Genomic DNA, 14,933 nt, shown 5'->3' on the forward strand with positions numbered 1-14,933 from the left:
GAGTTTGTCTTATGGAAAATTGGCTTTCAAAGCTGGAGAGAAGGTTTGGCAGGTACGCCATTCCCAACCTCATGTACTATATTATTATATTGTATGCGGCTGGATTCGTATTAAATATATTGAATCCTGAATTTTATTATCGGTATCTGAGTCTTAATGCCCAGGCAATCCTGAACGGGCAGATTTGGAGGGTGGTGACATTTATCATCCAGCCCCCTTCAAACAGTCTGATTTTTATCGTGTTTGCCCTGTATCTCTATTATATGATTGGCCAGCAGTTAGAGAATGCCTGGGGTGCGTTTCGGTTTAACCTGTACTTCTTTTCCGGAATGCTGTTCCATATAGTAGCGGCCATTCTATTGTACGTGATTACAGGGATGATATTGCCAATGTCCGTGTGGTATCTGAACATGTCTCTGTTCTTTGCCTATGCCGCCCTGTATCCGGATGTGCAGTTTCTGGTGTTTTTTGTGATCCCTGTCAAGGTAAAATACCTTGCTTTGATTGACGCGCTGTATTTTATCTATCCCATTATCCAGGCATTTCTTCCAGCCTACGGGGGGCATGCGCTGGTGGGCGGCTTCTACAAAGCGGCGGCGGTGGAATCGGTGGTGTCTCTTCTTAATTTCCTGATCTTTTTCCTTGGGTCAAGGAATATGAGACCGTATACGCCCAAGCAGCGCAGGAGGAAGAAGGAGTTTCAGCAGAATATACGGAGGGCGCAGCGTCCGGTTCAGAATTATGCCAACGGTGCGAAGCATATGTGCGCAATCTGTAAGAGGACTGAACTGGATGATCCCAACCTGGAATTCAGATATTGCTCGAAATGCAACGGCAATTATGAATATTGTCAGGATCATCTGTTCACACATACACATGTCAAATGACAGCAGTAATTTAAGAGGATTACCTGTATTAAGGCTGCTGTCAGGACAGTCACAAATTATATAGCAGGAGGAAGACGAAACGATGAAGAAGACAAAGATCATATGTACGCTTGGACCAAGGACCGACGATGACGAGCTGATGAGGATTCTGGTTCAAAAAGGTATGGATATTGCCAGATTCAACTTTTCCCATGGAACCCATGAAGAACAAAAGGAGCGAATGGACAGACTTAAGAGAATTCGCGACGAGGAAGGAAAGCCTATTGCCATACTTTTGGATACCAAGGGACCGGAGATTCGGACGGGTACCTTAAAGGACGGGAAGAAGGTTACGCTGAATGAGGGAGATACTTTTGTTCTGACAGCGGAAGAGTTGACGGGAGATGCCGAAAAGGTATCCATTACATATGAAGGTCTTGTGGATGATGTTCAGGTCGGAAGTACCATTCTGATTGACGACGGGCTGATAGGCCTTAAGGTCAAGGCGAAGAATGGCAGGGAGATCATCTGTACAGTTGTGAATGGAGGTGAGCTTGGCGAGCGGAAAGGCGTCAATGTCCCCAATGTTCCGGTAAGGCTTCCGGCAATCACGCAGAAGGATCGGGAGGATATCCGGTTTGGCGCCAAGCAGGAGATTGATTTTATTGCAGCGTCTTTTGTGCGCAATGCAGAGTGTATCCTTGAGATTCGTGCTTTCCTTAAGGAGTGCAATGCGCCGAATATCCCGATTATTGCTAAGATTGAGAATGCAGAAGGGATTAAGAACATTGATGAGATTATTCGCTGCGCAGACGGTATTATGATTGCCCGCGGTGACTTGGGTGTGGAGATTCCAGCAGAGGAGGTTCCTTATCTGCAGAAGATGATTATTCAGAAGTGCAATGAGAATTATAAGCCGGTTATTACTGCCACCCAGATGCTGGATTCCATGATGCGCAATCCGCGTCCTACCAGGGCGGAGGTGACGGATGTGGCCAATGCGGTCTATGACGGTACGGATGCCGTAATGCTCTCCGGCGAGACGGCTCAGGGCAAGTATCCTGTGGAGGCATTACGGATGATGGTGCACATTGTAAAGGATACGGAGCAGCATCTGGATTATGAATTGATGATGAAAAAGACGGAGGCTCATCATATGAAGAGTACCTCCAGCGCTCTGTGCCATGCGGCGGTGACGACGGCAAATAATTTGAGAGCCAAATGTATCATTACGCCCACAGTATCCGGTGTGACGGCAAGGGTAGTGTCAAAGTTCAAGCCGCGTATGGATATCATAGGCGTGACTCCAAATGAGGCTGCGCTTCGCAGGATGCAGCTCTATTGGGGAATTATTCCGCTAAAATCCATTCCTCTTAGCTCCATGGAGGACGTCTGCAACGGAGCCATTGATTTGGTATGTGCAAAGCAGATGGCGGAAGCAGGGGATATCGTGGTGCTGACTGCGGGAATTCCGGCTGCCAATGTGACCGCAGAGCGGGGCGGAGCCAGCAATATTATGCGGATTACTGTGATTGAGTAAGCATAAGGAGAAACGACGGACCAATCAGTTAAATTAGGTGTCAATATACAAGATATGGTATTTTCTGAGAATCAGATTTTGCCATATCTTGTTTTGGTTTGGCATATAATATTATTAGAATTAGAATTTATTGTAAAAAAATGTTGACACATGCCCTAGGAATCAAGTATAGTGTTCCTTGTGAGAACTACGGGGATGAGGAGTGAAGAATTGGAGCAAGTATCATTTACAGAACGCCTGATGGAGTTTGGGCTTACGCGTCAGGAGGCCAACATCTATCATTGTCTGCTCACTGAGGGGAAAGTGACAGGCTATGAGGTGGCGAAGCAGACAGGGATTTCCAGATCTAATGCGTACAATTCCTTGGCAAACATGACAGAAAAAGGCGCTTCCTATCTGGTGGAGGAGGGACATACCCGCAAATATGTTCCTGTGCCTCTGGATGAATTCTGCAAAAACCGGATTCGGAAGCTTACGGAAACCAAGAATTGGCTTGGCGAGCATATGCCTTCAGAGAAAACATATGTGGAGGGATATATTACCATTGAGGGTTCTGAGCATATCCTGGACAAGATGCGTAATATTCTAAAAAAAGTAGAGGGGCAGGTTTACATCAGCCTGACCAGGAACTATCTGCTGCTTTTGATTAAGGAGCTGCAGGAGCTTATCATGGACATGAAGCGGGTGGTTATCATTACAGACCAGCCTACTGCTTTTCCAAGGGCAAAGGTATACATAGGAGAGGATCGGGGCATGCGTATCGGTGTAATTGCAGATTCACGCTATGTCCTTACAGGAGAATACGGGGAAGGGAGTATGAACACCTGCCTGTATTCCGGACAGAAGAATTTCGTAGAATTATATAAGACTGCGCTTTCCAATGAGATTAAATTACTATCCATGCGAGAGGAGAATCAGTAACAATGAAGAAAGAGACATTTGTGACAAAAGATCAGTTAGAAGAAATTGTGAAGGAATATCCGACACCGTTCCATCTGTACGATGAAAAGGGGATTCGCAGGAATATTAGGGCGCTTAAGGAAGCGTTTTCCTGGAACAAAGGGTATAAGGAATATTTTGCCGTCAAAGCGACGCCCAATCCCTTTCTGATTAATATATTGAGGGAATACGGCTGCGGCTGTGACTGCTCCTCCTACACAGAGCTTATGCTCTCTGAGGCGGTAGGGGCTCTTAAGGAGGATATCATGTTTTCCTCCAATGATACCCCGGCAGAGGAGTTTGCCTATGCAGACCGTCTGGGCGCAATCATTAACCTGGATGATATTACCCATATTGATTTTCTGGAAAATGTAATCGGTCATATTCCGGAGACTATTAGTTGCCGTTATAATCCCGGCGGTTTATTTAAGATCAGCAACGATATCATGGATAATCCTGGGGATTCTAAATACGGCATGACCACTGAGCAGTTGTTTGATGCATTTAAAATACTGAAAGAAAAGGGCGCTAAGGAGTTTGGAATCCATGCATTTCTAGCAAGCAACACGGTGACCAACGAATATTACCCCATGCTTGCCAAGGTGCTGTTTGAAGTTGCCGTTAAACTAAAACAGGAAACCGGAGTCCATATTAAGTTTATCAACCTGTCAGGTGGAATCGGGATTCCCTATACTCCAGACCAGGAGCCCAATGATATCCGTATGATCGGTGACGGAGTCCGTCGGGTATATGAGGAGGTGCTTACGCCGGAGGGGATGGACGACGTGGCCATTTATACAGAGCTTGGACGTTTTATGATGGGACCTTATGGCTGTCTGGTTACAAAAGCCATTCACCAGAAGCACACTCATAAAGAATATATAGGCGTGGACGCCTGCGCAGTCAACCTGATGCGTCCGGCCATGTACGGCGCTTACCACCATATTACGGTTATGGGCAAAGAGAAAAAAGCTCTGGACCACAAGTACGACATTGTGGGCTCTCTGTGCGAAAACAATGATAAATTCGCCATTGACCGTATGCTGCCAAAGATTGACATGGGTGATCTCCTTGTGATTCACGATACAGGGGCTCACGGTTTTTCCATGGGATATAATTACAACGGAAAGCTAAAGTCCGCAGAGCTTTTGTTAAAGGAGGACGGCGGTGTACAGTTAATCCGAAGGGCTGAAACGCCTGCCGACTATTTTGCTACCTTCGATTGTTTTGAGGTTGCTAAAAATTTGATGAAATAATTCCTCTGTCAAGAGTTGATTTTGTACAATAATGAGAGTAATATAGTTTATGTGCGAAATATCAACGTAATAGAGAGGCGTTGAGGTCACAGGTGCAGGCATTTGCCAGATGCCGGCGCATTATTTTGTGAAGGAGGAATAATCATGAAAAAAAGAGGATTGCTGGCAGTATTACTCATTGCAGTCATGGCGTTGTTATGTGGCTGTGGAGGTATGAGTGCGGAGGACGCACAGTCTTATGCTAAGTCTATCATGGACGCAAGCTATAAGGGAGAGTTTGACAAGTACGTTGAATGGACGAAGTCATCAAAGGAAGAAGCCCAGAAGCTTTATGAGAGCAATGTTGATACCACCATGCAGGAAGCGGGATTTTCACAGCTTGGTCTGTCTGAGGAGCTGAACGCTAATTACAGACAGTTATTCCTGGACATGATTAAACAGGCGAACTATGAAGTTGGTGAAGCGAAGGAAGCGGGAGACAAGGCTTATACAGTCGATGTGACAGTGAAGCCTTTTACTGGTTTTGACGGGCTTCAGGCAGAAGTAGAGGCTGCTACAATGGCAGAGGTGGAGAATATTGATGTGAATGACCAGAATGCAGTCAATGAGCTGGTATTCCAGAAGATGTATGAGATCATGGCTGCAAAGATAGCGTCTCCTACTTACGGAGATCCTACTACAGTGACCATTACCGTTAAGCCGGATTCTGACGGTGTGTACTTTATCGATCAGACCGATATGACAGCATTGGATGACGCTTTATTCCCGTCAGATGCTTTCTAAAATCTTTGCTTCTAAATTTTTTTAATAAAAGCATTGACATTAGCTGCATTAGCAGTTATAATTTACCATGTTGCCGGTGATTATCGGCAACGATAAGCGGATGTGGCGGAATGGCAGACGCACAAGACTCAAAATCTTGCGGGGGCGACCTCGTGTGGGTTCAAGTCCCACCATCCGCAGTACTAAGAGGTATTTAGATAAGGTGAGTTTGTTCATTTATCTAAGTATCTTTTTTTATTTGAATTTGACGGGTTACTGTGAACATCATGGGTGTGAACAGTAACTTTGACAGAACCGTAAAATATGGGTCGGCGTAATAAGGGCTTTACACTGCAATCACCGATTGATATAATAAAAGTACTAAGAAAACGGCGTTTTAAAAAGAGAGGTGAAAAATATGCCGAACAATGAAAAAGAATATAACGGTTATCTTATCGATCAACTTAGATTGCTTAAACGGATTAAGGTAGTAACCAAAGATACAAAGGACTAGAAAAGGAAAATACCAGGAGGATAAGAGCATATGTACTATAAACAGTATGGCAGCACGGATATGAAGGTGTCGGCAATCGGCCTTGGCACCATGCGTTATGATGAGGAGGATATTAAGGCAGACCGCTTGGAGAAATGTGCGGAGATTCCTCTTTATGCTTTTGAGAAAGGGATTAACTACTGGGATACAGCACCCTTCTATTGCGAAGACAAGAGCGAGATTGTGACAGGAATCGCTTTGTCCCAGGTAAAAAGAAGCGAAGTCTATGTAACTTCTAAGACAAATTTGGGCACAATAGATGCAGGCGACCATCCGAAGAAGGAGGACTTTAGGAAAAGGCTTGAAATGTCTCTTGACAGGCTTAAGACGGATTATATTGATTTTTACCATATGTGGTGTATGTTAAGCCTTAAGTCCTGGGAGAAGCATATGGATGCTCTCTACGGGTTTTTTGAGGATGCGAAGCGGGAAGGGCTAATCCGCAATATCGTTTTTTCTTCCCATATGCAGGGAGACGAGATTGAGACAGTGGTTGAAACGGGAAAATTTCGCGGTATGCTGATTGGGTACAATGCGCTGAATTACCGTTTCCGCCAGATCGGGATTGAGGCGGCTTATCAGAACGGAATGGGCGTGGTGGTCATGAATCCTCTGGGCGGGGGCATGATTCCAGAGAATCCTGATGCATTTTCCTATCTGACGGAAGGGACGGATTTGACCGTACCTCAGGCGGCCCTAAGATTCGTGGCCTCCCATAAGGAGATTACGGTGACCCTGGCAGGCTGTACCAAGAAAGAGCATGTTGACGACGCAGTGAAGGCTGTTGAGAACCTTGAAGAGAAGCCTACCAGTGAAATTGTGAAGAAATACGAGGGAAAAGGCGTGGCGCTGAATAATCTGTGTACAGGGTGCTCTTACTGCAAGGTGTGTCCAAAGCAGATTCCCATTGCCAAATATATGGATGCATATAACCAGATGATTTTGACAGGAGATAAAGGCGCTATTTTGGACCGAATCGAAAACCACTGGGGCATTACGAAGGATAAGGCGAAAGATTGTATTGGCTGCGGCAGATGTGAACGTCACTGTACACAGCATCTTCCCATTATAAAGAGGCTTAAGGAGATTGCAGAGTAGATTAGCAGCTGTATTCTGGACTGTAGGAAAAACAGGGGGAATCTGATATGAGCAATAAAATCGTGTTAATAGACGGACATAGTATTTTAAACCGTGCATTTTACGGGCTGCCGGACCTGACGAATTCAGAGGGGCTGCACACCAATGCAATTTACGGTTTTCTGACCATCATGTTTAAGATACTAGAGGAGGAGAAGCCGGAATATCTGACAGTGGCCTTCGACGTCCATGCGCCTACGTTCCGCCACAAGATGTACGCGGAATATAAGGGAACCAGAAAGCCCATGGCGGAGGAGCTGCGTCAGCAGGTGCCGGTGATTAAAGAGGTTCTTCATGCCATGGGGGTTTTGACCATTGAGTGTGCCGGCCTTGAGGCGGATGACCTTTTAGGAACCTTGTCCAAACGATGTGAGGAGAAGGGGATGGAGGTGTCCGTCATTTCCGGCGACCGCGACCTCTTGCAGCTTGCGACAGACCATGTGAAAATCCGAATCCCCAAGACCAAACAGGGGCGTACTGAGGTGGAGGATTACTATGCCAAGGATGTGAAGGAGAAATATCAGGTGACACCCCAAGAGTTTATTGACCTAAAGGCTCTTATGGGAGATGCCTCTGACAATATTCCGGGAGTTCCATCCATTGGGGAGAAGACTGCAACAAAGATTATTGCAGAGTACCATTCCATTGAAAATGCTCACGACCATGTGGAGGAATTAAAGCCCCCCAGGGCTTCTAAGGCCCTTCGTGAGCACTGGGATATGGCGGTTATGAGTAAGAAGCTTGCCACCATCAATGTGACCGCAGATTTCCCCTATGAGCTTTACGAGGCAAAGCTTGGCAGCCTGTATACAGAGGAGGCCTATGATTATTTCCAGAAGCTTCAGTTTAAGAATCTCTTGTCTCGATTCGACGTAACGAAAGCCGCGGAAAAGGTTGAGGAAGGGTTCCTAGAGATTTCTGATTTGTACACAGCAAAACAGGTCTTTTTGGAGGCGGCAGGGGCAGAGTGCGTGGGAGCCTGCATTTTCAAAAATGGGAAAGACGTGCTTCCACTTTTTGCTGACCAGGCCCAGATGGGGGGAATCGGACTGTGTTTTCAGAAGGATAAGAGCTATTGTATCCGAACCGGAGAAGGGATTTCCGAGAAATGGCTTCTTGAGCGATTGTCTGAGACGGCAGGAAGTGCAGGGCGGTTCGTGATGTTTGATTTGAAGGAGGCTTTGGCATATCTTAGGCTTGAAGATCCGAAGAATTGCTTTGACGCTACTGTGGCAGCTTATCTTCTGAACCCGTTAAAGAATAATTATACTTATGAGGATGTGGCGCGGGAACAGTTGGAGATTTTGATTGATGAGAAGGCAAAGGAACAGGTAAAAGTATGCTACGAGGCCTATACGGCCTATAGGGCTTCCTCACTCCTTTGGGATAAGCTTAAAGAGTGTCAGATGGACAGGCTGTTTGCAGACATTGAGATGCCGCTTGTATTTACGCTGTACGATATGGAGAAAAACGGTGTCAAGGTGGAGGCGGAAGCCTTAAAGTTCTACGGAAGCCAGCTTGGCAGTAAGATTGCGGAGCTGGAAAAAGAGATCTATGAGGATGCAGGCGAGACCTTTAACATCAATTCACCCAAGCAGCTTGGGGTCGTCCTTTTTGAGAATATGAAGCTTCCTGGCGGTAAGAAGACCAAGACAGGATATTCCACGGCTGCAGACGTGTTGGAGAAGCTGGCGCCCGACTATCCGATTGTCGCCAAGATTCTGGAATACCGCCAATATTCAAAACTAAAGTCCACATATGCGGACGGGCTTGCGAACTATATTGGTGAGGACAAAAGAATCCACAGTAAGTTTAACCAGACAATCACGGCCACGGGGCGGCTTAGCAGTACGGAGCCCAATCTTCAGAATATTCCTGTGCGCATGGAGTTAGGAAGACTGATCCGGAAGGTATTTATACCGGAGGATGGATACGTGTTCGTGGATGCGGATTATTCCCAGATTGAGCTTAGGGTTCTTGCACACTGCTCCGGCGATCAGAATCTGATTGAGGCGTACAGGGAGGCGGAGGATATCCACAGGATTACAGCTTCCCAGGTGTTCCATGTGCCCTTTGAGGAGGTGACCTCACAGCAGAGGCGCAATGCCAAGGCAGTTAATTTTGGGATTGTGTATGGAATCAGCTCCTTCGGGCTGAGCCAGGACTTAAGCATTACCCGAAAAGAGGCGGCCCAGTATATTGAGGATTATTTTAAAACCTATCCTGGAATCAAAAGCTTTCTTGATGACACGGTAAAGCACGCCAAGGAGATGGGGTATGTGGTGACTCTGTTTGGGAGAAGGCGTCCTGTGCCGGAGTTGTCCTCCAGCAATTTCATGCAGCGCTCCTTCGGTGAGCGTGTGGCGATGAATGCTCCCATTCAGGGAACGGCTGCCGATATTATCAAGATTGCCATGATTGGCGTACACAAAAGACTTAAGGGCAGGCAGATGAAGTCAAGGCTGGTTTTACAGGTTCATGATGAGCTGCTAATCGAAGCATATCAGCCGGAGCTTTCGGAAGTTAAGGAGATTCTCAGAGAAGAAATGGAGAAGGCTGTTTCTTTAGATGTACCGCTGGAAGTGGATATGCACACGGGAGAGAATTGGTACGAAGCGAAATAGAGGTGTAAGGTCATGAAGATTATAGGAATTACAGGCGGTGTAGGCGCAGGAAAGACACAGATTTTGGAATACTTGAACAATCGATACGGCGCCACCGTCTGCCAGACGGATGCAGTAGGGAGAAAGCTTCAGAAGAAGGGAACGAAGTGTTTTGATGCTATCGTGGAGAGCTTCGGGACGGAGATACTGGATGAAAAAGGAGAGCTTGACAGGGATAAACTGGCTGGTATTGTGTTTTCCGACAGCGCCAGGCGAGAAGAACTTAACGGAATCGTCCATCCTGCGGTGGAGGAGGAGATCCGCAAAAAGATTGGTAAGGAGGAACGGAGGAATACCAATCTGTTTATGATCGAGTCAGCTCTTTTGATTGAGACCCATTATGACCAGATCTGTGACGAAGTCTGGTACGTTTACGTGGAGGCGTCCATCCGCAAGAAACGGCTGGTCTATGCAAGGGGCTATGACGCCAAGAAGGTGGACGATATTATTGCTGCCCAGCTTCCCAAGGATGAGTTCATGAAGCACTGTGACAGGGTGATTGACAATAGTAATACATTTGAAGAGACCCAGGCGCAGCTTGACGAGATTATGGCAGATTTGTAGGAAGGGCAGAAGAAATGATGAGACTATGCAGCATTGCCAGCGGAAGCAGCGGCAACTGTATCTATGTGGGGGATGACAAGACCCATCTGCTGGTGGATGCTGGAATCAGCAGGAAACGTATAGAGCAGGGGTTACATACGCTGGATGTTAAAGGTGATGAGCTAAGTGGGATTCTGGTTACCCACGAGCACATAGACCACATTCAGGGGCTTGGTGTATTCAGCAGGAAATATAAGATTCCTATTTATGGGACGAAAGGAACATTGGAGGGAATCCGCTGCTGCCATACATTGGGGAAGATGCCGGACGGGCTATTGAATGAGATCAGGGCGGACGAGCCGTTTGCCTTAGGCGGCATGAGGATTTGTCCCTTCACCATTTCTCATGACGCGAGGGAGCCGTCGGGCTACCGGATTGAGAATCAGGAGAAATCCGTGGCTGTAGCAACGGATTTGGGAAAATATGACGGATATATAGTAGAGCATCTTAAGAACTTAAATGCACTGGTATTGGAGGCAAATCATGATATCCATATGCTGGAGGTGGGACCTTATCCCTATACGCTGAAAAGGCGGGTCATGGGAGATGAGGGGCATCTGTCCAACGAATTGTCGGGAAGGCTTCTTTGCGACATTCTGCATGATAATTTACAGTATGTGGTTTTAGGCCATCTAAGTAAGGAGAATAACTATGAAGAACTGGCCTATGAGACGGTGAAGCTGGAGGTAAGCTTCGGCGACAATCCCTATAAGGGGGAGGATATCCCCATGATGGTGGCAAAGAGGGATACCGTGTCAGAGGTTATTACGTTATAAGACATGTGAGGTATTAGTATGGGAAAAGTAGCGATTGCGACAGACAGTAACAGTGGAATTACACAGGAGGAGGCAAAGGAGCTTGGAATACGGGTGCTGCCCATGCCGTTTTTTATTAACGGAGAGCTGTATCTTGAGGATATCACGCTGACACAGGAGGAGTTTTACCAGAGACTTTTAGAGGATGCGGATATTTCCACTTCTCAGCCGTCGCCGGGGGATGTAATTGATTTGTGGGACGAGATTTTAAAGGAGTATGATGAGATTGTCTATATTCCCATGTCCAGCGGCTTAAGCAGCTCATGTGAGACTGCAATAGGGCTTTCTAAGGATTATGACGGAAAAGTGCATGTCATTGATAACCAAAGGATTTCCATATCTCAGCGTCAGTCTGTGCTGGATGCCCTTGAGATGGCGAAAAAGGGTATGAGCGCCCAGGAGATTGACGATGTGCTCATGCGTGAAAAATTAGAAGCCAGCATTTATATTACGGTGGATACGCTGAAATATTTGAAAAAGGGCGGACGAATTACTCCGGCGGCAGCGGCCATTGGTACGGTGCTGAATCTAAAGCCGGTGCTTCAAATCCAGGGAGAGAAGCTGGATTCATTTGCAAAAGTGCGTGGCTGGAAGGCGGCAAAAAAGGCTATGCTGGATGCAGCGCAGAAGGATTTGACGGGGAGATTCAAAGGCAAAGAGATGTATGTCCATGCAGCCTATACCTGCTCTGACGAAGAAGCGAAAGAGTGGAAAAGTGAGATTGAGGCGAAGTTCCCAGGCTATGATATCCATATGGACAAGCTGTCCTTAAGCGTGTCCTGCCATATCGGGGCAGGCTCGAAAGCGATTGCCTGTATTAAGAAGGCGGAATATTAATTTGCAGGATACCAGCATCAGATTCTTAAGATCTGCTGCTGGTATTCGTTAATAAAGGGCATTTTATATTTGTTGGTAATGATACTTTCATAGAGGTTGGCGGCAAAGATGTCCGTTTTCAGCATGGACAGCCCTGTACGGCTTAACTTTTCTGTCTGGGTCAGTTTTGTCACCAGAGGGACTTGGGAGCGGTTTTTCAGCAAGGCAAACAGCCTGCGCGCGTCCTTGCGAAAGCCCAAGATACGGGCATACTGGCAGTAACCATGTTCCTGATAGGTAAGTAAATCCTCCTTCCTGATGTTCAGAAGGATGTGGAACAGGCAGCGGCAGATGCGGCTTAGTGTCATGTCGCGGGTCTTTAACTGGTCGCTAAACTGGTCGAAGGAAATAAAGTCGTTGGCATTGTTAATGATACGGTTTGCCAAATCTTCTGAGATATCCAGATATTCTGTCAGAGATTCTTTGGTCTCGGTCAGAAGACGGTATTTTAACAGCAGGGAAAAATCATTAGCGTATACAGGGTAGCGGCTGTGGTGGGTTTCCTCAAGCATTCGGATACAGGAGGGAGGAACTTGTCCCTCCAGGCGGCTTAGGACTTCGGACATGGAGGGCTCGTCGAACATGCCGTCCTTGTCCAGTAGAACAGACTGGCTGGTGTAGCTTAGAAGCCTTCGGATGGCGGAGGCTGAGCTGTAGGAGCCAGTAAGATCTGTGTCGTGGTAGCCGGAAATCATGCGCTTGATGGTGTAGGACTTCATAGGGCTGTGCCGCTGGTACAAAGCCTTAATGTATTCGATTCCCAAGATGTTGTTGGGCTGTGCAAGAACCGAATCCAGCGTGTCGTCCTGTAAATATTCCGTGAGCGCCGTCTGGCGGGCCAGGGGGAAGGACATGCCGTTTTTCAGGGCCTCCTTCAGAGACTGGCGATACCCCTCCGGCTCATCGGCAAGGATGTGAGCGACTCTGGCAAGAAGTCCGTAGTCGCCGCATTCGCTGCCAAAGCAGATGGAATCTACGCAGCCAAGCTGCTCAAACAAATCAATGGCTCCTGCGGCGAAATATTCTGCGCTTCCCACAGCGTAGCATACCGGCAGCTCCATAAGAATGTCTACCCCTGCTTCCAAAGCAACCTCTGCCCGCAGATGCTTTGGCATAATGGCAGGGGCGCCCCTCTGTACATAGTTGCCGCTCATGACTACGATGACAAAATCTGCGCCTGTGATTTCTTTTGCTTTCTCAATATGGTATAAATGCCCGTTGTGAAACGGGTTGTATTCTGTGATGAGTCCGACTATTTTCATAAAGAATCTCCTTGTATATCTTTCTGAAATTGATTATACTATATTAAAGTTGTATGTGCAAATGTATGTTGGGGTAGAACTTTTTGTCTTTACATTTACATGGGATGATATGTCAGGAGGGAGGGATACATGATGAGTGAAGAATGGGTAGAAGAACAGAAGGAGGAGCTGACGGACGAGCGGATTTTGCAGCTTCTGGAGGAACGCCAGTATAAGGAATTAAAAGAAGAATTAGAGAACAATATGTATCCGGTTGACCTGGCGGATATACTTGAGGGATTTGAGCAAAAGCAGATGGTGATGGTTTTCCGCCTTCTGGCCAAGGAGGAGGCTGCGGAGACATTTGCCTATATGAACAGTGACCTAAGGGAGCTTTTGATTAACTCTTTGACGGACTCCGAGCTTGAGGAGGTCATGGAAGAAATGTATCTGGATGATACGGTGGATGTGCTTGAGGAGATGCCCGCCAATGTGGTGGACCGGCTTTTGATGGCTACGGATGAAGAGAAGCGCAGGCAGATTAACCTACTGTTACAGTATCCTGACGACAGCGCCGGAAGTGTGATGAATGTGGATTACATCGCCCTTCGCAAAGAAATGACGGTTGCAGAGGCCATTCTTAAGATTCGGCAGGTGGGGCTGAATCGGGAGACGATTTACACCTGTTACGTGACGGAGAAGAAGAAGCTGATTGGACAGGTGGATGTGAAGGAGTTATTGACCACCAGTGAATCCAAACTCATTGAGGAAATCATGGAGACGAACATGCTCTATGCCCGTACTACGGACGATCAGGAGGATGTGGCGTGGACCATTACGAAATACGGCCTGATTGCACTGCCGATTGTGGATCATGAGATGTGTATGGTGGGAATCGTCACGGTTGATGACGCCATGCTGGTTCTCCAGGAGGAGACTACAGAGGATATCAGTATCATGGCAGGTGTTCATCCCAGTGAAGAATCCTATTTTGGCACTACGGTAATCGAGCATGTGAAGAGTCGTATTCCCTGGCTTCTGTTTCTCATGCTCTCTGCCACTGTCACTCAGATGATTATGAACAGCTATGAGAGCGCCCTTGCCGTGATGCCGCAGCTTGCGGGCTTCATCCCCATGCTGACGGGTACGGGCGGAAACTGCGGTTCTCAGAGCTCTACCCTGGTCATCCGAGGTCTTGCGGTGGAGGAGATTGAATTTGCCGACATTTTGAAGGTAATCTGGAAAGAGGTGCGGATTGCCATTTTAATCAGTGCGGCGCTCTCAGTGGTCAATGGTATCCGTATTATGCTGATGGGGCAGGGGAATGCTACCATGGCCTTTACGATTGGGGTTACCATGGCTTGTACGATTATTATTGCAAAGGTGGTGGGATGTACCCTGCCGCTGGTAGCGGAGAAGGTGGGGCTTGATCCGGCGATTATGGCGACGCCCTTAATCTCAACGCTGGTAGATATCAGTACGATTAGTGTGTATTTTGCCATTGTAAGCGCAGTATTCGCACTATAAGTATACCCAAAGGGCACACCGCAATACAGGCCTCTGACGGGTTGGGTGGACTTTGTCCAGTAATGTACGAAAAAATAGACATAAGATTGGGTAAGAGACCTTGTCCGCAAGGATTCTTTGTATTATAATAAAAATATTGAGAATATATGGAAAGG

General features: G+C 47.0%; 12 protein-coding genes and 1 tRNA gene. 12 read left to right on the top strand and 1 reads right to left on the bottom strand.

The window, feature by feature from the left end; genetic code table 11:
* Positions 1–11 precede the first annotated feature (11 nt).
* The 11 genes from GN277_RS11155 (at position 12) to GN277_RS11205 (ending at position 11,971) form a co-directional block, all read left to right on the top strand.
* Entirely contained in the window at positions 12–887 is an 876-nt protein-coding gene (locus GN277_RS11155) for a rhomboid family protein (protein ID WP_159751103.1), read from the top strand.
* Between the two features lie 82 nt (positions 888–969).
* Positions 970–2,406: a pyruvate kinase gene (gene pyk, locus GN277_RS11160; RefSeq protein WP_159751104.1), complete on the top strand. Its 1,437-nt coding sequence runs from the start codon at positions 970–972 to the stop codon at positions 2,404–2,406.
* Between the two features lie 195 nt (positions 2,407–2,601).
* On the top strand, positions 2,602–3,327 hold the full coding sequence (locus GN277_RS11165; RefSeq protein WP_159751105.1) for a TrmB family transcriptional regulator: 726 nt from the start codon (positions 2,602–2,604) through the stop codon (positions 3,325–3,327).
* 2 nt (positions 3,328–3,329) lie between these two features.
* Positions 3,330–4,601 (top strand): diaminopimelate decarboxylase, encoded by a 1,272-nt coding sequence (locus GN277_RS11170; protein ID WP_159751106.1) that lies wholly within the window; start codon positions 3,330–3,332, stop codon positions 4,599–4,601.
* A 144-nt stretch (positions 4,602–4,745) separates the two neighbouring features.
* Positions 4,746–5,384, top strand: a complete 639-nt coding sequence (locus GN277_RS11175) for a hypothetical protein (RefSeq protein WP_159751107.1) — start codon at positions 4,746–4,748, stop codon at positions 5,382–5,384.
* Positions 5,385–5,480: 96 nt separating this feature from the next.
* Positions 5,481–5,563 (top strand) — tRNA-Leu (locus tag GN277_RS11180).
* 344 nt (positions 5,564–5,907) lie between these two features.
* The gene (locus GN277_RS11185; RefSeq protein WP_159751108.1) at positions 5,908–7,014 is read left to right on the top strand and encodes an aldo/keto reductase; all 1,107 of its coding nucleotides are present in this window, start codon (positions 5,908–5,910) and stop codon (positions 7,012–7,014) included.
* Positions 7,015–7,061: 47 nt separating this feature from the next.
* Positions 7,062–9,677: a DNA polymerase I gene (gene polA, locus GN277_RS11190; RefSeq protein WP_159751109.1), complete on the top strand. Its 2,616-nt coding sequence runs from the start codon at positions 7,062–7,064 to the stop codon at positions 9,675–9,677.
* A 12-nt stretch (positions 9,678–9,689) separates the two neighbouring features.
* Positions 9,690–10,280 (top strand): dephospho-CoA kinase, encoded by a 591-nt coding sequence (gene coaE, locus GN277_RS11195; protein WP_159751110.1) that lies wholly within the window; start codon positions 9,690–9,692, stop codon positions 10,278–10,280.
* A 17-nt stretch (positions 10,281–10,297) separates the two neighbouring features.
* Entirely contained in the window at positions 10,298–11,095 is a 798-nt protein-coding gene (locus GN277_RS11200; RefSeq protein ID WP_159756661.1) for an MBL fold metallo-hydrolase, read from the top strand.
* Between the two features lie 18 nt (positions 11,096–11,113).
* On the top strand, positions 11,114–11,971 hold the full coding sequence (locus GN277_RS11205; protein ID WP_159751111.1) for a DegV family protein: 858 nt from the start codon (positions 11,114–11,116) through the stop codon (positions 11,969–11,971).
* A gap of 17 nt (positions 11,972–11,988) precedes the next feature.
* Here the strand turns inward: GN277_RS11205 and GN277_RS11210 are convergent, their stop codons facing one another.
* Positions 11,989–13,272 (bottom strand): nucleotidyltransferase, encoded by a 1,284-nt coding sequence (locus GN277_RS11210; RefSeq protein WP_159751112.1) that lies wholly within the window; start codon positions 13,270–13,272, stop codon positions 11,989–11,991.
* Between the two features lie 129 nt (positions 13,273–13,401).
* Here GN277_RS11210 and mgtE point away from each other — a divergent pair, with 129 nt between their 5' ends.
* A complete protein-coding gene (mgtE, locus tag GN277_RS11215; protein WP_244324678.1) occupies positions 13,402–14,778 on the top strand; it encodes a magnesium transporter in 1,377 nt (458 codons plus the stop codon).
* The last annotated feature ends 155 nt before the right edge of the window (positions 14,779–14,933 follow it).

The sequence above is a fragment of the Sporofaciens musculi genome (genome assembly GCF_009830285.1).
Lineage (GTDB): Bacteria > Bacillota > Clostridia > Lachnospirales > Lachnospiraceae > Sporofaciens > Sporofaciens musculi.